Genomic DNA, 19613 nt, shown 5'->3' with positions numbered 1-19613 from the left:
CAGCAAGTTTTTTTGTCTCCGCGACCCGAATTCGGCATCGCGTAACCCTTAGATAGGGACCGCTGATTGCATTTCAAGAGATTATTTGCAGATTTTTTCAGGCCGCTTCGGCGACCTTCAGACCCAGTAAACGCGAGACATGGTCGAGTTCGGTCTCGCGGCGCAGGACGGTAAACAGCTCGACCGCCTCCGGATAATTGCGCGTGAGCATCGCCAGCCATTGCTTCAAGCGACCCGGCGATTGGCGCGGGGTCATTTGTGCCTTGGCTTGCAGCCAGAAGTCCTGGAGCAGCGGTAACAGCTCGGCCCAGGTCATTTCGACGACTTCTTCGCCAGCGCGTGCGGCAGCGATCTGCCTCGCCAGGTCCGGGCGCGAAACCAGGCCGCGCCCGAGCATGATGTCTTCGACGCCGCTGATTTCGCGGCAACGGCGCCAGTCTTCGACGCTCCAGATGTCGCCATTGGCGAACACCGGGACTTTGACCACCTCTTGCACGCGCGGAATCCATTCCCAATGCGCCGGCGGTTTGTAGCCGTCGGTTTTGGTCCGCGCATGCACCACGATGTGCGCCGCGCCGCCCTCGGCCAACGCCGTGGCGCAGACCAGCGCGCCGTCCGGGCTGTCGAAGCCGAGGCGCATTTTCGCTGTAACCGGAATGTGCGCAGGCACCGCGCGGCGCACGGTTTCGACGATTTCGTTGAGCAACTCGGGTTCTTTGAGCAGGACCGCGCCGCCACGGGACTTGTTGACGGTTTTGGCCGGGCAGCCGAAGTTAAGGTCGATGACTTCGGAGCCGAGTTCACAGGCGAGCGCGGCGTTTTCCGCCAGGCACACCGGGTCGGAGCCGAGCAATTGCACGCGCAACGGTACGCCGGACGCGGTGCGCGCGCCGTTCAGCAGTTCCGGACCGAATTTGTGGTAGTAGGCAGGCGTGAGCAGTTGATCGTTGATCCGAATGAATTCGGTCACGCACCAATCGATACCGCCGACGCGGGTCAGCACGTCCCGCAGGATGTTGTCGACCAACCCCTCCATGGGCGCCAGAGCAATTTGCATGGAAAACACACTCAACGAAAAACGTGCGGCAGTTTATAGGTTTCGGCGCGCAGAAGGTATTTCCTCAGACGGGGCGGCGGCGATTGTGCTGGCGCCTTCGCGGGCAAGCCTCGCTCCTACGAGTTTTGCGGCGTATGCACATTAGGCGCACGACACATATGTAGGAGCGAGGCTTGCCCGCGAAGAGGCCCGCGCAGATACCTAAACAGGGATTGGCAACGCCTGGCCATAACCTTCAATGAATTCAGCCGGCATGCGCTTAGGCTTGCCGGTCGACAACTCGATGCACACAAACGTGGTTTGCGCGCGTAGCAGCGTGGTGTTGTCGCTGGGGCGTTTGAGCTGGAAGTGGCGGGTCATTTTCAGGCGCTGGTCCCAATCGACGATCCATGTCGCCAATTGCAGCGCCTCGCCTTCATAGGCGGCGGCGAGGTAATCGATCTCGTGACGCACCACGGCCATCGCCCGGTCCAGCCGCCGATATTCCACCAGATCCAGACCGAGGCGTTGCGAGTGGCGCCAGGCGCAGCGTTCCAGCCAGGTCACGTACACCGCGTTATTGGCGTGGCCGAGGCCATCGATGTCCTCGGCGCCGACTTCCAGATCAATGATAAATGGCGTTGCCCGATCCCAGCCCATGCCCCACTCCCGGTCAGATAAATTCGACCGGGGCAGTGTAACGGATGCTCAGGCCGATTGCCGCGCTTGCAGACTGCGACCGGACAGCAGTGATAACACCCCATCAATCACCCGAGGGTCGGCGAGCACGCGCTGATGGCCGCCCTCCTCCAGCCGCAGCAAACGGCTGTCGAACCAGGCTTCGTGAATGATCTGCGACTCTTTGACTGAGACAAATTTGTCGTCCTCGGCATGCACGATCAAACCGGGCATATCGAGCTGATAGTGCGCAACATCGAGGGTCGCGGCGCGCATGCCAACGTCTTGCTCGACCTGGCGGATGAACGCCGAACGCGCTTTGGGCGGCAACTTGACCATGCGCGCGAACCCTCGCAGCACCCCGAGAATCCGCGCCGGCGCGGCAATCGACACCAAGGTCTCGGTGCGCAAACCCAGTTGCACCGCGAGCATCGCACTGGCGCCGCCCATGGAATGGCCGATCACCGCTTGCAAGGGCGGCAGCTCAGCGGCAGCTTCGAGCATGGCGCGGGCGAACAACACCACGTTGGCTTCACGGCCCGGCGATCGACCGTGGGCCGGGCCATCGAGCGCCACCACGGTATAACCGGCCTCCACCAACGCGGTGATCAGGCTGGCGAATTGCGTTGGCCGACCTTCCCAACCGTGCATCAACAGCACCGTCGGGCCTTGGCCCCAGCGCAACGCCGAGAGGCCGAAGCGCAAGGTAATTCGCTCGGATTTCGCCAGCAGCGGCAATTCCCAGTCACGCGGGGCAAACTCGCGCGGCGTCATGAAGGCCAGACGCATTTTGCTCGCGACCAGTTTCGGCGCGAACCAGCCCAAGGTGCCATTAACGCCACGAACCCACTTCAACGTGCTCATCGCTTCACTCCTCGGGCCGCTGCCTTCAGGACATAACACTCAGTTAATAACGCTCAATTCACAGGACCGCCGACTTGGCGGCGCGCAGCATTCGATCGGACAACTCGCCAGGGCCCAGCGCGCGCGCCAAGGCCAGACCACCGATCATCAACGCCATGTCGGCCAGGGCTTTATCGGTGTCTTCGGGGCTGGCCGCCAACTGCGCGACCATCAGCTCCACGTGCTCATTCAACGCAACCCGGAATTCATCGGGCAGACGCCCCAACTCACCGACCGAAGCCGGGATCGGGCAGGCTGAATCAGATGAGTCACGGTGTTTGCGCGACAGATAAAACGCAGCCACCAGCGCGCGACGTTCTTCGCCAGTCAATTCGGCGTCCATGTCGGCAATCAAGCCACGGCGATGGCCGAGCAGTTGCTTGAACGCTTCCAGCATCATCGCGTCCTTGCTTTCGAAGTGTGCGTAGAAGCCGCCAACCGTCAGGCCGGCCGCGCCCATCACTTCGCCCACGCTCGGTTCAGCCGGGCCACGCTGGATCAGCGCAGCACTGGCAGCCTTGAGGATGCGTTCGCGGGTTTGAGCTTTTTTATCGTTCATCGTTGCCTCCGAATATTACGACTAGAATATTATTCGCATAATAAATTTGCGCAAGTCATGGCTGTGACCGCTGGTCTGAAGAACAGTTTTGGAGAAAGAGAGGAATTGGCCAAACGCCAGACAAACAAAAGGGCCATTCAATAATTGAATGACCCTTATAAAATCCCGCAGAGCGGGTAATCGTGGCGTCCCCTAGGGGACTCGAACCCCTGTTACCGCCGTGAAAGGGCGGTGTCCTAGGCCACTAGACGAAGGGGACACAAACCCTTCTATACACTGACCAGCGCTGAGAGCTGATCGATTCAAGGCCGGTGTGGCCAGACCTTGAAATGTAAAATTGGTGGAGCTAAACGGGATCGAACCGTTGACCTCCTGCATGCCATGCAGGCGCTCTCCCAGCTGAGCTATAGCCCCGATTTATCGCCTGGCGGCGGAGCAGCATCTTGCGACGCTGCTTCTGTAAAACATTGCTACCGTAAAACTGGCGTCCCCTAGGGGACTCGAACCCCTGTTACCGCCGTGAAAGGGCGGTGTCCTAGGCCACTAGACGAAGGGGACGCAAACCCTTCTATACAACTGATCAACGCTGAGTGTTGATCGCTTCAAGGCCGGTGTGGCCAGACCTTGAAGATGTAAATTGGTGGAGCTAAACGGGATCGAACCGTTGACCTCCTGCATGCCATGCAGGCGCTCTCCCAGCTGAGCTATAGCCCCTCATCGCTGAGGACGGGGCGAATCTTAATGGCGCATCGAAAGGCTGTCAAACTTATTTTTAAAATATTTCAAAGTTTTTTGCCGACATAACAATCACTTACCGCCAAACCCCGTAAATCCGAGGTCCGTCCCATTCCTGTAGCAGCTGCCGCAGGCTGCGTTCGAGTGCGAAGCGCTCGCCCTCGCCCTTTCAGGCGGATTGCGTGGCGACCTTACAGGGCTGCTGCGCAGCCCAACGCAGCCTTCGGCAGCTGCTACAGGAGGACGGTCGGGGTCAGGCGATATTGGCCAGCAGTTTTTCCCATTCCTTGTTTTCTTTCTTCGACACGCCACCGAGCAGGTCGATGGCCTGGCGCAGACGGAAACGCGTCAGGTCCGGGCCGAGGATTTCCATCGCATCAAGCACCGACACCGAGCTCGCCTGCCCGGTAATCGCGGCAAACATCAGCGGCATCGCGTCACGCAATTTCAACTCGAGGGATTCGACTACCGCTTGAATGGTCGCGGTGATGCTGTCCTTTTCCCATTGACGCAGGCTTTCGAGTTTCCACAGGATCAATTGCATCAACTGCCGAACCTGATCACCCGAGAGCTTCTTCGATTCAAACAGCTTCGCCTCCGGGTTGACCCCGCCTGCGAAGAAGAACCCGGCCAGCGGCGCAACCTGGCTGAACGTCTCAACCCGGCCCTGCACGTGTGGCGCGATTTTCATCATGTAGTCAGGGTTCAGCGCCCAGGTCTGCAGACGCGAAGCGAACTCTTCGACCGGCAGATCGCGCAGCCATTGGCCATTGAGCCACGACAGTTTCTCGACGTCGAAAATCGGCCCGCCGAGGGAAACACGCTTCAGGTCAAAGTTATCGACCATTTCCTGCAGCGAGAACTTCTCGCGCTCGTCCGGCATCGACCAACCCATGCGGCCCAGGTAGTTGAGCATCGCTTCGGGCATGAAACCCATGCGCTCGTAGAACGTCACCGAGGTCGGGTTTTTGCGCTTCGACAGCTTGCTCTTGTCCGGGTTACGCAGCAGCGGCATGTAGCACAGCTCTGGTTGTTCCCAGCCAAAATATTCGTAAAGCAGGATCAGTTTTGGCGCCGATGGCAGCCATTCTTCGCCGCGCAACACGTGGGTGATGCCCATCAAATGGTCATCGACAACGTTGGCGAGGAAGTACGTCGGCAGGCCGTCGGTCTTCATCAACACTTGCATGTCCATGCGATCCCACGGGATCTCGACGTCGCCACGCAACATGTCCGGGACCACGCAAACGCCTTCGCTCGGCACTTTCATGCGGATCACGTGCGGCTCGCCAGCGGCCAGACGACGGGCCACTTCTTCCGCCGACAGCAACAGCGCACGGCCGTCGTAACGCGGGGTTTCGCCACGGGCCATTTGCTCGGCGCGCATCTGGTCCAGCTCTTCGGCGGTGCAGAAGCACGGGAAGGCGTGACCCATTTCGACCAGCTGCTGGCAGTACTTCTGATAGATCTCGCCGCGTTCGCTCTGCCGGTACGGACCGTGCGGGCCGCCGACGTCCGGGCCTTCGCTCCAGTCGATGCCCAACCAGCGCAAGGCGTCGAAAATCTGCTGTTCGGACTCGCGGGTCGAACGCAATTGATCGGTGTCTTCGATGCGCAGAATGAACTCACCGCCGTGCTGCTTGGCAAAGCAGTAGTTGAACAATGCGATGTAAGCGGTACCTACGTGGGGGTCCCCGGTAGGCGATGGCGCGATGCGCGTGCGGACGGTGGTCATGGAAAGTCTCAACAAAGAATGGAAAGCGAAGATCAGACAAGGGGCGAATGGTAACAGGGCATGCCCGCCCGGCTCCAGTGAGTGGGGGATTTAACGGGGATTGGGTTTATTTCGGCGTGGCATCAGGTCGTTTTGCGGTGCTTTGGCGATTGCCATCGCGAGCAGGCTCACTCCTACATTAGACCGTGTCCGGACGGACAACTTGGTCAACTGTAGGAGCGAGCCAGCTCGCGAAGAGGCCCGCCCAGACATCGCAACTCTCAAGCCTTGAACATCAAACCTCAATCAAGCGCTCGCGCAACTTGCCGATCTCATCACGCATCTGCGCCGCCGCCTCGAATTCAAGATCGCGTGCCAGGGCGTACATCTTCTCTTCAAGCCCTTTGATGCGCTTGGCGATCTCGCCCGGCGAGCGCAATTCGGCTTCGTACTTGGCGCTTTCCTCGGCAGCCTTGGCCATGCCTTTGCGCTTCTTGCTACGCGAACCCGGCACCGTCGCGCCTTCCATGATGTCGGCGACGTCCTTGAACACACCTTTGGGCGTGATGTTGTTAGCCAAGTTGAACGCAATCTGCTTGTCGCGACGCCGCTCGGTTTCGCCGATCGCCCGTTCCATCGAACCGGTCATCCGATCGGCATACAAAATCGCCCGGCCATTGAGGTTACGCGCCGCCCGACCGATGGTCTGAATCAGCGAGCGCTCGGAACGCAGGAAGCCTTCCTTGTCGGCGTCGAGAATCGCCACCAGCGACACTTCCGGCATGTCCAGGCCTTCTCGCAGCAAGTTGATGCCCACCAACACGTCGAACGTGCCGAGGCGCAAATCGCGGATGATTTCGACGCGTTCCACGGTGTCAATGTCCGAGTGCAGATAACGCACGCGCACGCCGTGATCAGCCAGGTAATCAGTCAAGTCTTCGGACATGCGCTTGGTCAGCGTGGTGACCAGCACCCGCTCCTCCAGCGCCACGCGCTTGCCGATTTCCGAGAGTAGATCGTCGACCTGAGTGAGCGCCGGACGAATCTCGATTTGCGGGTCGACCAGACCGGTCGGACGCACCAGTTGCTCGACCACACGGCCAGCATGTTCGGCTTCGTAATTGCCCGGCGTTGCCGAAACAAAAATCGTCTGCGGGCTGATCGCTTCAAATTCATCGAAACGCATCGGCCGGTTATCCAGCGCCGACGGCAGGCGGAAACCGTATTCCACCAGCGTTTCCTTGCGCGAACGGTCGCCCTTATACATGGCGCCGACCTGCGGCACGCTGACGTGGGATTCGTCGATCACCAGCAAGGCGTCGGCCGGCAGATAGTCGAACAAGGTCGGCGGCGCCTGGCCAGAATCGCGGCCCGAGAGGTAGCGCGAATAGTTTTCGATGCCGTTGCAGTAACCCAGTTCGAGAATCATCTCGAGGTCAAACCGGGTGCGCTGCTCGAGGCGCTGCGCTTCCACCAGTTTGTTGTTGGTGCGCAGGTAATCGAGGCGTTCCTGCAGCTCGACCTTGATCCCTTCGATGGCGCCGAGCAGGGTTTCACGTGGCGTCACGTAGTGGCTTTTCGGGTAGAAAGTGAAACGCGGCAATTGCCGGGTGACTTCGCCGGTCAGCGGATCGAACGCGGAAATCTTCTCGACTTCATCGTCGAACAGCTCGATGCGGATCGCTTCGAAGTCCGATTCTGCCGGGTGAATGTCAATCACATCGCCGCGCACGCGGAACGTCGCACGGGCAAATTCCATGTCGTTGCGGGTGTATTGCAGGTCCGCCAGACGACGAAGCAACGCGCGCTGATCGAGCTTGTCGCCGCGATCCACGTGCAAAACCATCTTCAGGTAGGTTTCCGGGCTGCCCAAACCGTAGATGCACGACACCGTGGTGACGATGATCGCGTCCTTGCGCTCGAGCAACGCTTTGGTCGCGGACAAGCGCATCTGCTCGATGTGGTCGTTGATCGAGGCATCTTTCTCGATGAAGGTGTCCGACGACGGCACATACGCTTCGGGCTGGTAGTAGTCGTAATAAGAAACGAAATATTCAACGGCGTTGTTCGGGAAGAACGCCTTGAACTCGCCATATAGCTGCGCGGCCAGGGTTTTGTTCGGCGCCAGCACCAACGTCGGCCGCTGCACTTGGGCGATCACGTTGGCGATGCTGAAGGTCTTGCCCGAGCCGGTCACACCGAGCAACGTCTGGTGCGCCAGCCCGGCTTCGATGCCTTCGACCATCAGGCGGATGGCTTCCGGCTGATCGCCGGCGGGCTCGAAGCGGGTAACTAGCTGGAATTCAGACATGAAAAAACCTCTGGGTCGCGCCTGCACGGTGATACGCACAGCAACGAGAAAGACCGCAAACGGCTGAAGCCGCCCGAGGAAAAAACTGGATTGCGTTCAATGTGGAGTCGATTGCCGTCGCTTTCAAGGCAAACGTCCTACATCCCTTGAAGTCTTTGACGACAGCATTCGACTAACGGTCGAAAAATAATCGGAAAAACTTGCGGGAAAAACCGAATCGGCTGTCGCCTTCGATCGCAGATGGCCTCTATACTAGCTCCCCGTTTGTGCACCGCTCTAGTGCATTCGGCTGGAGCGCGACACGTCCCTCCACACTCCATTCAGAGCCGCCGCAAAATGAGCCTGTTCTCCGCTGTCGAAATGGCACCACGCGATCCAATCCTGGGCCTCAACGAAGCATTCAACGCCGATACCCGTACCAACAAGGTCAACCTGGGCGTCGGTGTTTACTGCAACGAGGAGGGGCGAATTCCACTCCTGCGCGCCGTTGTCGAAGCCGAGACGATTCGCGTCGCTCAACACGCTTCCCGTGGCTACTTGCCAATCGACGGTATCGCCGCCTACGACCAGGCTGTGCAAAAACTGTTGTTCGGCAATGATTCGCCGCTGATCGCTTCCGGCCGCGTCCTCACCACCCAAGCCGTTGGCGGCACCGGCGCACTGAAAATCGGCGCCGACTTCCTCAAGCAATTGCTGCCGAACGCCGTCGTCGCGATCAGTGACCCGAGCTGGGAAAACCACCGCGCGCTGTTCGAAACCGCTGGTTTCCCGGTCCAAAACTATCGCTACTACGACGCCGCGACTCACGACGTCAACCGCGCCGGCCTGCTCGAAGACCTCAACGCGCTGCCGTCTGGTTCGATCGTCGTGCTGCACGCCTGCTGCCACAACCCGACCGGCGTCGACCTGAGCCCGGCGGACTGGAACAACGTGCTGGAAGTGGTGAAAGCCAAGGGCCACGTGCCATTCCTCGACATGGCCTACCAGGGTTTTGGCGATGGCATCGACGAAGACGCCGCAGCTGTGCGTCTGTTCGCCGAATCGGGCCTGACCTTCTTCGTCTCCAGCTCGTTCTCCAAGTCGTTCTCGCTGTACGGCGAGCGCGTTGGCGCCCTGTCGATCGTCAGCGAATCGAAAGAAGAAAGCGCGCGCGTGCTCTCGCAAGTCAAACGCGTGATCCGCACCAACTACTCCAACCCGCCAACCCACGGCGCAAGCATCGTCGCCGCTGTGCTGAACAGCCCGACATTGCGCGCACAGTGGGAAGAAGAACTGGCCGAAATGCGTTTGCGCATTCGCGGCATGCGCGTGCAGATGGTTGAGCAACTGGCGAAAGAAGCCCCGCATCGGGATTTCAGTTTTGTCGGTCGTCAGCGCGGCATGTTTTCCTACTCCGGCCTGACCGTTGAGCAAGTGACGCGCCTGCGCAGCGAGTTCGGCATCTACGCGCTGGACACCGGGCGCATCTGCGTTGCCGCGTTGAATCAAAGCAACATTGATGCAGTGACCAAGGCCATCGTCGCGGTGATCTGAGTCTGCAATTGCTACAAAAAACGGGAAGCCAATGCGCTTCCCGTTTTTTATTTGTCTCAGATATGTGTCAAAGCGCAGTGCCTGCCCTCTAAACTCCACGCAGCGATGCACTGCACAATGCACTTGCAGGAGCGAGGCATGCCCGCGAAGCTTTCAGCGTCAGTAATGACGCCTTCGCGGGCAAGCTTCACTCCTGCGGGTCTTATGTACACCCCAGGATTTCTACGAGAGCCCACATGAAAATTGATGACCTACGCGCTGACCGGGATGAACTGGACGATTTCGTGCCCCGCACCCCGCCGGCCAAACGCGGTAACAATCTAGTGATGCAAGTAGCCGCCGGCGTGTTCCTCGGCGGCCTCGCGTTGTGGATCGTGCAACTGGCGGCGACAGCGCTGTATGCCAAGCTGATGCTCGGCACCTTCACCTTCGGCGGTTAAGACAGTTCGGTGGCACGCTGGCTGGCGGCGTCGTCGTAAGCCACGTAAAGCGATTCGGCAATCTGGCTTTTGATCGCCTTGGCGCTTTCCAGGCCAAGGACGAAACCTTCAGCCTTGCCGCCAGCGCGGTTCAATTCGTCGGCGGTGCTGGCCTGGGTGATAGCGTCGAGCAATTTCTCGGCGTGAGGACCGACGCCTTTCGGCAAGCTGATCTGGGCAATGCTCATGCGAACACCCCGTAATGGTGCGATGTAAGTGCTGAATGATTCATGGCGCGTACCTTTTCGGCGAATGGCCGGCAGCGCGTGTAACCACTTCCGGGCGACTATGGTAGACCTCCGGCACGATTCTGGTAACCGCCAATCACCGATAAACTGCCACTGACACCCTCGAATCCACCCAATCATCAACAGATGCTTGACTTCTCTTTTTGAATCAGTAACATACACGCCATTCCGCGATAGCTCAGTTGGTAGAGCAAGTGACTGTTAATCACTGGGTCCCTGGTTCGAGTCCAGGTCGTGGAGCCAGACTGTAATAACGAAAAGCCCCTGAATCGAAAGGTTCAGGGGCTTTTTTGTGGGCGGTAGAAATGCAAAAGATCGCAGCCTTCGGCAGTAACCACACAGATTTCGCATTCACCTGTAGTAATTGCCGAAGACTGCGATCCTCTGATCTACAGTCGTATCAAAGAATTGCCGCGGTCAAACATGCTCCCCACTTTTCGAATGCACCGCTCGCGGTTCCGCATGTCCGTGCTCCACTTCCACCACGGGAATTTCATTGCCGTCGCAGTCGTGCAGTTTGCCTTCGCTGAAGTAATCGCCTTCACGCAGCGCTGCCAGATCCTGGTAGCGCAGCACGCGTTCGGTCCCCGCCGCGAACACCGACTGCTGGTCAGAGTTGCCGGTAGTGAAGTGGTTGAACGCCAGGTTGAGCACGATGGCCATGATCGCCGAGGAGCTGATGCCTGAGTGGAAGATGGTCGCAAACCAGCTCGGGAATTGATCGTAGAAGTTCGGCGCAGCGATCGGGATCATGCCGAAGCCGATCGAGGTGGCGACGATAATCAGGTTGACGTTGTTGCGGTAATCAACCTTGGACAGCGTGCGAATGCCGCTGGCCGCGACGGTGCCGAACAGCACGATACCGGCGCCGCCGAGGACCGAGGTCGGCACTGCGGCAATCACCCGACCCATGAAGGGCAACAGTCCGAGGATTACCAGGAACACGCCGCCGGTGGCCACGACAAATCGGCTCTTGATGCCCGTCACCGCGACCAGCCCGACGTTCTGGGCGAAGGCGCTTTGGGTGAAGGAACCGAAGATCGGCGCAATCATGCTCGACAGCATGTCGGCGCGCAGGCCGTTGCCCAGACGTTTGGAATCAACCTTGGTGTCGATGATTTCACCGACGGCGAGGATGTCCGCCGAGGTTTCCACCAATGTCACCATCACCACGATGCACATCGACAGGATCGCAGCGAAGTGGAAGGTCGGCATGCCGAAATGGAACGGTGTCGGGAAGCCGAACATCGGGCCTTGGGTGACGGAGGAGAAGTCCGCCATGCCGAGAACGACCGCGACCACCGTACCGATGACCATGGCCAGCAGGATCGACAGACGGGAGATGGTCGCGCTGCCGATTTTGCTCAGCAGCAACACCAGCACCAGGGTCAACGCCGCCAGACCAATGTTCGACATGCTGCCGAACTCCGGGGAATGGCTATTGCCGCCCATGGCCCAGCGCGCCGCCACCGGCATCAGCGTCAGGCCGATCGTGGTAATCACGATGCCCGTTACCAGCGGTGGGAAGAATTTGGTGATCCGCGAGAACACCGGGGTAATCAGCAAACCGATCAATGAAGCGGCAATCACCGCGCCGAGGATCGACTGAAATCCGCCCTCCCCGCCGCTGCTGACAATCGCCACCATGGTTGCGACGCCAGAGAACGACACGCCCTGAACCAGCGGCAACTGACAGCCAAAAAACGGTAAACCCAGCGTTTGCAGGAGCGTTGCCAAGCCCCCCGCGAACAATGAAGCAGCAATCAACAAACCGATGTCCGCCGGCGACAGCCCGGCAGCCTGACCGATGATCAAAGGCACCGCGACGATGCCGCCATACATGGTCAGAACGTGTTGCAGGCCGTAAGCCATATTCGCGCCGATCCCAAGATTTTCGTCCTCGGGCCGTTGGTGTGAAACATGGGGCGTTTTCATGGTTGGGGGAGTCCCTGGTTTTTGTTATGCGCACACTGTATGCAAGACTCAGGACAAATGTCTATAGAGTTGTATACAACTGAACGGTCAGATTATGGACATCTGGCCATTTTCGCCAACGGGCGGTCCGCCCCAGCCCCCTAAAACCTTGCAATACATCCATTCCGGCACATTCCCCTTCTACCGCTAACCTTTTGTCTTCATGGCGACCGCCGGCACGGATGCCCTCTTTCTTATACATATAAAGTATGCATAATGAAGCCATTCGAAATACAGTTCGACAAAGCCAAGAACGCGGCTAACAAACTCAAGCATCGAGGGATCAGCCTTGCAGAAACCGAGCCAGTGTTCGATGACGAGCGAGCCCTGACCCTGCACGACCGCGATCACGATGAGCAGCGCTGGATCACCATGGGGCAGGACGCCAAAGGTCGTTTACTGGTGGTTGCCTACACGTGGCGCGACCCGAATTTCGTTCGAATCATTTCCGCACGCGTCGCCAGCAAAGACGAGCGTCGGCAATACAGGGAGGCATGACCATGAAAGATGAGTACGACTTCAGTAACGCCAAGCGTGGGCCAGTTGCCTCCAGCAAGGGCAAAACCCGCATCACCATCATGCTCGACGACACCGTGATCGAAGCGGCCCGCGCGGTCGCAGAAAACGAAGGGTTCGGTTATCAGACAGTGATCAACAACACCTTGCGCCAGGCATTGCTCACCGATAGAGGGCACACGAGCGGCGCCGACGCAAACGGCGGCACCACTTTTGGGCATCTGAAAAAGGGCGTCACGGCGATGGACCTGAACAACCTCGAAAGAAAACTCGCCGACGCGCTGAGCGAAATTCGGCGGGTGATGGAGTTGGATGTCAGGCCTTAAACCCGGACGCGGCGGCGCTAGTCAGTTGGGTTGTTTCGGCTCGATCAACTGCTCGAATACCTGCTTCATCCGGGCATCCACCGACAGCCGAATACCGAACTCATCCGACAGCAGCGCGATCAATTCATCGGCGTCCGCTACTTGGCGCCGCTGGCTCTCCTCGCCGATCCGGTGGATCGCAAAGCTGCCGTTGTTCAGCGTGCGCCGCCAGCCGTCGCCGGTACGCGCCGCCATCAATTGTTTACGGAAAGACGACTCTGGATGAGTCGAGACATACCAATTGCCGACGGTGTAATCGATGTCCTCCTGACGCTGCAGATCGAAGATATACATCGCCCGCCATTCTTCTCCGACCTTGGCGCGCAAGGTGTAACCATCGACGTGCTGCTCGATACGATAGGGCTCGTGCGGTGTCGGTTGTTCGGCCTCGGTATCGAGGAGCAGCGGCGCAGTGGGCACCATGCCGCCGAAGCCGACGTCGCTGATATAGCGCACGCCGTCCAGGGTCACCAGGCTCAAACGGTGAGTGCGTGCGGTCCACGCACCTTCAGGCTGGCCCATCACCACACGGCCGGTGATGCCGCGAGCGTCAAACCCCAGCGTCTGCAGCAACACCAGGAACATCCCGTTCAGCTCATAGCAGTAACCACCGCGATTCTGCTGGAAGATTTTTTGCTCGATGGAAGGCAAGTCGATCAGCACCGGCTCGCTTAACACGGTCGCAATATTCTCGAACGCGAAAGCGCCGGTGTGGCGCAATTGCAGTTGGCGCAGAGTTTCCAGGGTTGGCGCTGGAGGCGTACTGAAACCCAGGCGTTGCATGTACAGATCGAGATTGCTCAGGCGTGGCTCGCTCATGGCTCAGTCCTTATGCGCGGGGCCGCGGATCGCTCCGCTGATGGTCGCCATTTATAAGGGACAAAGTGCTTGGGCCGACAATTGATTTCGCCAATCGGCGCCCGCGAACAATCAACGCCGCTTGCGCGAACTCAGGCGAATCCAGGTTGGCGCATGGTCGCTGGCATGCGGCTCGTTGCGCACCCAGGCATCGACGCCGGCCTCATGCAGATAAGGGCTTAGCGCCGGATTAAGCAGTAAGTGATCAATGCGCAAACCGGAGTTTTTCTGCCAGTGCTGGCGGAAATAATCCCAGAACGTGTACAGCCGATCTTCCGGATAGAGATGACGCAGGGAATCGGTCCAGCCCTGGTCGAGCAATCGCTTGTAACACTCGCGACTCTCGGGTTGCAGCAACGCATCCTTGAGCCAGGAGCGCGTGTTGTAGATGTCCATGTCGGTCGGCACCACGTTGTAGTCGCCGGCCAGCACCACCGGGTGATCACTGGCTTGCAGCGCTTGCGCATAGCTGATCAGCCGTTCGAACCACGCCAATTTGTAGTCGAACTTCGGGCCCGGCTGCGGGTTGCCATTGGGCAAGTACAGGCAACCGACCAACACGCCGTGCACCGCGGCTTCGATATAACGGCTTTGCGTGTCCGCCTCCTCACCGGGCAAACCGCGCCGACTCTCCAGCGGTTGCGCATCCCGCGCCAGAATCGCCACGCCGTTCCACGAAGACTGGCCCTGCCAGATCGCCCCATAACCGGCAGTCTCCAGTTCGGCAGCAGGGAATGCACTGTCGACCGACTTGAGCTCTTGCAGGCAAACAACGTCCGGTTTCTCGCGCTCAAGCCACGCCAGCAAATTAGGCAAACGCGCCCGCAGGCCATTGACGTTGAACGTGGCAATTCGCAAGTTTTTCATCAACCAGTGCTCCCGGCGGCGAGGTGTCTAGGGTGTGACATCGGGCCATTGCGGTGGTTGCGTTGGCGTTGCGGGCGGACCTGGGTGGGAGCGGAACTGCTGGCGAGCGCCACGGCCTATTCGCAACATATGGCGACTTTCAAAGCGCATTCGCGGGCAAGCGCCCTCCTACGGTAGGATTTGCAGCGCCCGCTTACGACGCGTCGAAAAGGATCATCGATGAACATCCCGCGCTCTTTCGTCATCCACGAAACCGAACACTGGACGCTCAACCATCGCCTCAATTCAGCGATGCCGGGCTACCTGATGCTCGGCGCTCGCTCAGACGCCAGCGCCCTGCACGAAATGCCGGACAGCGCTCTCGCGGAACTCGGTCCGCTGCTGGCTAAAATCCAATACCTGATCGAAGCGCTGTTCAAGCCAAAACGCCTGTACATCGGCCGCTATGGTCATGAGCCCGGGCACTCGATTCATTTCCATATAATTCCGATCCATGACTGGGTCGAGGATCTGTTCTGGCAGGATCAACGCTATCGATTGCTGGAAACGTTGTCTTCGCCCAACCCGCAAAGTCTCACCGACGGCGCCGAGCTTACGTTGTTTGTCTGGCGTGAATTCTGTGAGCGCCCTGATCCGCCACCCTCCTCTGGAATCACTGTCGAGCAAACGATCACCCGCCTGCGCGAAGCATTCGTTTGATACCTCAACCATTCGTCACCTGACCGGCACCAACCGCGCAGCCTCAAACACCAATATCAGGTAACGACTCATTTCTGGAGACGTACCATGATCACCAAAAAAATTACTTCGCTGCTGCTCGCAGGTTTGCTTTGCAGCGCATCGGCAGTCTATGCGGCCAACGATGCGCCGGATGCCACCGGGACTAAATCCGGCGGGGTCAGCGGGTCGACGTTGCCACCTAACAGCACGCCTGGCGCGCCTTCTGGAGGCAACAGTTCGGGCAACGGTTCGGGCACCACTGGCGGCGGTTCTGGCTCATCGAGTTCGGGAACTGGCGTCAATAGCGGCGCGGGCGGTAACGGTGGCAGCAGCGGTTCCGGCGCGGGCGGCGGCACAGGTGCGCCGGGCGGTGGAACCGGTGGCGCTGGCGGCGGAACAGGTAGCTGAACGCGAAAAGGCAGTTTCTGATTTGGTTATTTAAAATCAGGCCTGCCCTTTCGCCCTTCTATCGATCCGAACGCATCAGCGTCTCGACGCCGCCCTCCATCGACAGCACCGCCGTGCGATTACGTCCGGAGTGTTTGGCTTGGTAGAGGGCGGCGTCCGCGCGCTGGATGAATACTTCCACGCTGTCGCGGCCACTCGGTACAAACGAATAACATCCCAGGCTGACGGTCACGTGCCCGGTCGGCGAACCGCTGTGCGAGATGTTTTTGTCGATGACGCTACGGCGAATCTGCTCGGCAATCACCATCGCGCCGTGAATGTCGGTGTTCGGCAGTAAAGCTGCAAACTCTTCCCCACCGTAACGCACCGCCAGATCAGCGTTGCGCTGGCAACAACTCTTCAGCGCACGTGCCACTTCTGCCAGACAGTGATCCCCGGCGACGTGGCCGTAGTTGTCGTTGTAACTTTTGAAGAAATCGATATCGAGCATGATCAGGCTCAGCGCGCTGCCCTGCCGCGCGCCGCGTCCGAACTCGATGTCGAGCGCGCGCTCGAACAGGCGCCGATTGGCCAATCCGGTGAGGCTGTCGTGGGTGGCGATCAGCTCCAGCGCTTCCTGGGCGGCGCGCAGATCGGCTTCAATTCGTCCGCCATCGCGCACCTGATGAATGAATACCCAGCCAAACAAGCCGATCCCCAAAATCACCAGCGCAACGATGACGCTGGCCTGAAACGCATTGGCGTACCAGTCTTTGAGAATCGCGTCCCTGGACGATGCCGCGGACACCACCAACGGATAGGCCTCCAACTGTCGGTAGCCGTACAACCGCACCGTGTCATCGACCACCGAATTGATCATCGCGTTGCCCGCGTTCGCCAGCGGCAAGTGCTTCTGGAAAATCGTGCCTTGGGCCACCGACGTACCGATTTGCGACTCCACAAATGGCCGTCGAGCCAGCAGCGTGCCGTCAGTGCGCGCGAGGAACATCGCGCCATGCTCATCGATGCTGAAGCTTTTGAAGAACTCGTCGAAGTAGGCCATTTTGATCCCGGCCAGCAGCACACCGGTAAAATTGCCGTGATCATCATTGACGCGTTTGGAAACAGGAATAATCCACTCGCCGTTTTTGCGACTGCGGATGGCTGGGCCGATGTGCGCCAGCGACGAGACGTTTTGTTGATGAAACTGGAAATATTCGCGATCGGCCACGCCGGAACCGTGAGGCAAATCGTCAAACGAAGTGATAACCCACTGGCCCTGCCGGTCGAACAGGAAAATCCCGTGCAACTGCTGCAGCGATTGCACGCGCCGAGAAAAGGTCTTCTGCAGCCGCGATAACTGCATCTGGTCATAACCGTCGGCCTGAATCCAGTCCGCCAGACTGGTCAGCACAAGATCGGCTTTCATGAACGTGTCTTCGGCCTGCTGCGCCATCGCCCGGGTGAGGTTTGATGAAGCGACTTCGGCCAACGCCAGATCGTGGCGCCGCGACTGCTCCAGTTGCAAGTACAGCAAGCCGCACAGGCATAGGCAAACCGCCGCAATAAATAACGCCGCAGCCTTGAGCAAGGGCAAACGTTTCAGTGCGCCGGGTGCGTGGTGCGATTCGTGAATGGGGATAGGCAAAAGTGTTTCCTGGAGGGCACGGCATGGGCGACGGCCCAAAGCCCTTATTTTTTGTAAGCGTAGTCTACGGTGTTGAGCGGGGCCAATGGGCAAACAGTTTGGCGTCGCCCTCCAGTTATCCGCCGCGAGCGTAGAAACCTTACAAAAAACTCCTGGGGAAATTGTTTCAGCGGGTCTTCATTCGCCAGCAGGACGACTCTCTCTATTTGAGTCTGGGTTTGTTTATTTCTCGCAGGAGGTCCGCGGTCGGGATGTACATTGCGTTGGAGTAGTAGGTTTCGTAGCCGTATGCGGTGATACGGACCCTGCAAGGAATGCTGCTCTTGTCAGCCAGAATTTCATTTAACTCATTTGAAGCAAGGTTTCGTCTCGATCCGCCACTGTTACTGACTTCACTCAACAGAGCACTTGTTACATAGTTAAATGTTCCTTTTTCCTGACTCTGCCCGTCGCCCTTGATGGAGCCGAGCGCGGCAAACTGCATATGATGACCTATCGAAAAATCTTGATCATTTCCCAATGCGCAAACCAGAAAAGCCGCAGCATAACCAACACCCTCGCCTCGATCAAATAAATCCAGAAGATTAACGTTCGAACTATAACTGACATCATAAATAGGATATCGATTGTCTCTCTCTACAGACATGTAACTCAAATCAGCCTCAGGTTTGACATGCTCCCGCGCGCATCCCGAACAAACAACCATGAGCAATAAGACAATCGACTTCTTCATATCAAGAGAACTCTTTCATAATCGAATCGAACAGCAGATCACTCGCAGATTTTCCACCAGAGATTTTGGCGCTAAATAAGTCAGGAGCGTTTGCATGGTTAGTATCAACGTTCGCATTGATCGACGGCCCGCAGGTGATCAACCATTTTTCTCCAAAGTCCGCTACACCATCGGAGTCGTCAGGTCTGGACGGAGTGGCTCTGACGTTGATCCAGTCTTCAGAAACCGGCTCCGGCCGATTCAGATAAATATCCGAACCCAGCCAAACCAAAGCGCCTTCGCCAACCGGATCCAGTGTAATCAACAGTTTTACCTTGTATCCCCATTCAGTCATTATTCTGGTCAGATGTCCGCTATTCCACCCGCCTAGACTGTGCCCCACTATAAAGACCGGGCAGCTCTTATAGGGAATAAGACTCAACACATGCCTTTGAATATCCTGCTTGCCTCTTATTTCGTTGTAGCCCAACCATTGAGAGGTATATTTTCCTTCATCTACTAACGGTTGGGCACGCACATCAAAATCCTGCCAGGCAAATTTTATATTCTCGTAGGGCCCGGAAAAATAATAACGCTCTTTATCTCCTGCCCCGCCAACAAAGAAAACAATCGCCTTGGTACTCTCAATCGGCACCGTCTTCTCACTGACATCTTTTTTGTCCGTCAGCGTATGTTCACCCTGCAGCTTGTAAGTTTTGCCCTTCGCGCAGGTCACTGTTTCAGCACACATGCCTCACTCCTCCAAAAACAGTTTGACGCTTTCAGGCAGGTGCGAGCTGATGGCGTGGGTGAAGCCGGCAGCGTCGGAAACCCCGTGCTCCTGGCGCCCATCGGCGCGCAGGATCATGTAGGGGTGATCGGGCATCGGGGCGCCGGTGACCGCGTTCACCAGTTTCAACTTGTCGGTGAAATTGACCGGCATCGGCACCAGGCCGGTAAACGGCGCCGTGACCACCGTATCGCCAATGATTACCGTGCCCGAGCCGCCGATCACCACATTGCCGTGGCCGCCGGTGCTGTCGAGTGTTGCGGCGTTCAGGCCATTGATGAATACCGTCGCCGATACGCCGCCGGTGATCGGGCTGCCGCATGCAGATTTGTCCGTCAGGCGCGCAGCCGCGAGGCCGTCGAAATTGACGTTGGGAGAACCGCTGGCGATGGGATTGGTGCCGTGACCCGGCAGTGGACAAGCGGTGGGGTCGGTAAGGCGGGCGGCGGGTTTTCCGCTCATGAACAAGCTCCTTGCAGGCTTTTCTGACAATCCATTGAACAAGCGCGCAAGGATGAGGGATGCCGCGAAGATGTTCAAACCTGAATGCAAAAATGGGCGTCCATAACGCCCATCTATC

Annotated in this window: 20 protein-coding genes and 5 tRNA genes; 7 read left to right on the top strand and 18 right to left on the bottom strand. The window is 58.4% G+C overall.

The window, feature by feature from the left end; all coding sequences use genetic code 11:
• Positions 1-97: 97 nt before the first annotated feature.
• The 10 genes from BI292_RS04855 to uvrB all read right to left on the bottom strand — a co-directional run bounded on the left by BI292_RS04855 (position 98) and on the right by uvrB (position 7936).
• The gene (locus BI292_RS04855; RefSeq protein WP_092270606.1) at positions 98-1057 is read right to left on the bottom strand and encodes a tRNA-dihydrouridine synthase; all 960 of its coding nucleotides are present in this window, start codon (positions 1055-1057) and stop codon (positions 98-100) included.
• A gap of 201 nt (positions 1058-1258) precedes the next feature.
• Positions 1259-1696 carry a thioesterase family protein gene (locus BI292_RS04850; protein WP_101207166.1) on the bottom strand — a complete coding sequence of 146 codons (438 nt, stop codon included), beginning with the start codon at positions 1694-1696 and terminating at the stop codon, positions 1259-1261.
• Between the two features lie 48 nt (positions 1697-1744).
• Positions 1745-2578, bottom strand: coding sequence for an alpha/beta fold hydrolase (locus tag BI292_RS04845; protein ID WP_092270612.1), 834 nt, complete (start codon positions 2576-2578; stop codon positions 1745-1747).
• Positions 2579-2636: 58 nt separating this feature from the next.
• Positions 2637-3176 (bottom strand): TetR/AcrR family transcriptional regulator, encoded by a 540-nt coding sequence (locus tag BI292_RS04840; RefSeq protein ID WP_092270615.1) that lies wholly within the window; start codon positions 3174-3176, stop codon positions 2637-2639.
• A gap of 183 nt (positions 3177-3359) precedes the next feature.
• A tRNA-Glu gene (locus BI292_RS04835) sits at positions 3360-3435 on the bottom strand.
• Positions 3436-3514: 79 nt separating this feature from the next.
• Positions 3515-3590: transfer RNA gene (locus tag BI292_RS04830), tRNA-Ala, on the bottom strand.
• A 68-nt stretch (positions 3591-3658) separates the two neighbouring features.
• Positions 3659-3734 (bottom strand) — tRNA-Glu (locus BI292_RS04825).
• An 80-nt stretch (positions 3735-3814) separates the two neighbouring features.
• A tRNA-Ala gene (locus tag BI292_RS04820) sits at positions 3815-3890 on the bottom strand.
• A gap of 274 nt (positions 3891-4164) precedes the next feature.
• On the bottom strand, positions 4165-5646 hold the full coding sequence (gene gltX, locus BI292_RS04815) for a glutamate--tRNA ligase (RefSeq protein WP_092270618.1): 1482 nt from the start codon (positions 5644-5646) through the stop codon (positions 4165-4167).
• 274 nt (positions 5647-5920) lie between these two features.
• Complete coding sequence (gene uvrB, locus BI292_RS04810; protein WP_092281448.1) at positions 5921-7936, bottom strand: excinuclease ABC subunit UvrB; 2016 nt, start codon at positions 7934-7936, stop codon at positions 5921-5923.
• Positions 7937-8272: 336 nt separating this feature from the next.
• Here uvrB and BI292_RS04805 point away from each other — a divergent pair, with 336 nt between their 5' ends.
• A complete protein-coding gene (locus tag BI292_RS04805; RefSeq protein WP_092270621.1) occupies positions 8273-9469 on the top strand; it encodes an amino acid aminotransferase in 1197 nt (398 codons plus the stop codon).
• Positions 9470-9705: 236 nt separating this feature from the next.
• Complete coding sequence (locus BI292_RS04800; RefSeq protein WP_092270624.1) at positions 9706-9909, top strand: hypothetical protein; 204 nt, start codon at positions 9706-9708, stop codon at positions 9907-9909.
• On the opposite strand, the gene BI292_RS04795 is transcribed toward BI292_RS04800, so the two are convergent.
• Positions 9906-10136 carry a hypothetical protein gene (locus BI292_RS04795; protein ID WP_101207165.1) on the bottom strand — a complete coding sequence of 77 codons (231 nt, stop codon included), beginning with the start codon at positions 10134-10136 and terminating at the stop codon, positions 9906-9908. The two genes, BI292_RS04800 and BI292_RS04795, sit on opposite strands and share 4 nt — an antisense overlap.
• Before the next feature lie 227 nt (positions 10137-10363).
• Here BI292_RS04795 and BI292_RS04790 point away from each other — a divergent pair.
• Positions 10364-10439 (top strand) — tRNA-Asn (locus BI292_RS04790).
• Between the two features lie 174 nt (positions 10440-10613).
• Here the strand turns inward: BI292_RS04790 and BI292_RS04785 are convergent.
• Positions 10614-12131, bottom strand: coding sequence for a nucleobase:cation symporter-2 family protein (locus BI292_RS04785; RefSeq protein WP_101207164.1), 1518 nt, complete (start codon positions 12129-12131; stop codon positions 10614-10616).
• A gap of 255 nt (positions 12132-12386) precedes the next feature.
• On the opposite strand from BI292_RS04785, the gene BI292_RS04780 reads away from it, so the two are divergent.
• Both BI292_RS04780 and BI292_RS04775 read left to right on the top strand, forming a co-directional pair.
• Positions 12387-12668, top strand: a complete 282-nt coding sequence (locus BI292_RS04780) for a BrnT family toxin (RefSeq protein ID WP_101207163.1) — start codon at positions 12387-12389, stop codon at positions 12666-12668.
• 2 nt (positions 12669-12670) lie between these two features.
• Positions 12671-13012, top strand: a complete 342-nt coding sequence (locus tag BI292_RS04775; protein WP_256592613.1) for a BrnA antitoxin family protein — start codon at positions 12671-12673, stop codon at positions 13010-13012.
• Positions 13013-13033: 21 nt separating this feature from the next.
• Here the strand turns inward: BI292_RS04775 and BI292_RS04770 are convergent, their stop codons facing one another.
• Complete coding sequence (locus BI292_RS04770) at positions 13034-13870, bottom strand: arylamine N-acetyltransferase (protein WP_101207161.1); 837 nt, start codon at positions 13868-13870, stop codon at positions 13034-13036.
• A 111-nt stretch (positions 13871-13981) separates the two neighbouring features.
• Complete coding sequence (gene xth / locus BI292_RS04765; RefSeq protein ID WP_101207160.1) at positions 13982-14776, bottom strand: exodeoxyribonuclease III; 795 nt, start codon at positions 14774-14776, stop codon at positions 13982-13984.
• A 219-nt stretch (positions 14777-14995) separates the two neighbouring features.
• Here xth and BI292_RS04760 point away from each other — a divergent pair, with 219 nt between their 5' ends.
• Both BI292_RS04760 and BI292_RS04755 read left to right on the top strand, forming a co-directional pair.
• Positions 14996-15475, top strand: a complete 480-nt coding sequence (locus tag BI292_RS04760; RefSeq protein ID WP_101207159.1) for an HIT family protein — start codon at positions 14996-14998, stop codon at positions 15473-15475.
• A gap of 87 nt (positions 15476-15562) precedes the next feature.
• The gene (locus tag BI292_RS04755; RefSeq protein ID WP_092270644.1) at positions 15563-15904 is read left to right on the top strand and encodes a hypothetical protein; all 342 of its coding nucleotides are present in this window, start codon (positions 15563-15565) and stop codon (positions 15902-15904) included.
• 58 nt (positions 15905-15962) lie between these two features.
• Here BI292_RS04755 and BI292_RS04750 read toward each other — a convergent pair whose 3' ends face one another.
• From BI292_RS04750 to BI292_RS04735, 4 genes are all read right to left on the bottom strand, one after another.
• Entirely contained in the window at positions 15963-17531 is a 1569-nt protein-coding gene (locus BI292_RS04750) for a GGDEF domain-containing protein (protein ID WP_101207158.1), read from the bottom strand.
• 202 nt (positions 17532-17733) lie between these two features.
• On the bottom strand, positions 17734-18264 hold the full coding sequence (locus BI292_RS04745; RefSeq protein WP_101207157.1) for a hypothetical protein: 531 nt from the start codon (positions 18262-18264) through the stop codon (positions 17734-17736).
• Between the two features lies 1 nt (position 18265).
• Positions 18266-18994, bottom strand: coding sequence for an alpha/beta hydrolase (locus BI292_RS04740; RefSeq protein WP_101207156.1), 729 nt, complete (start codon positions 18992-18994; stop codon positions 18266-18268).
• 3 nt (positions 18995-18997) lie between these two features.
• Positions 18998-19495, bottom strand: a complete 498-nt coding sequence (locus BI292_RS04735; protein ID WP_092270655.1) for a PAAR domain-containing protein — start codon at positions 19493-19495, stop codon at positions 18998-19000.
• Positions 19496-19613 lie beyond the last annotated feature (118 nt).

Source organism: Pseudomonas sp. 43NM1 (genome assembly GCF_002836905.1).
GTDB classification, from domain to species: domain Bacteria; phylum Pseudomonadota; class Gammaproteobacteria; order Pseudomonadales; family Pseudomonadaceae; genus Aquipseudomonas; species Aquipseudomonas prosekii.
This window is presented reverse-complemented; position numbering and strand designations above follow the sequence as displayed.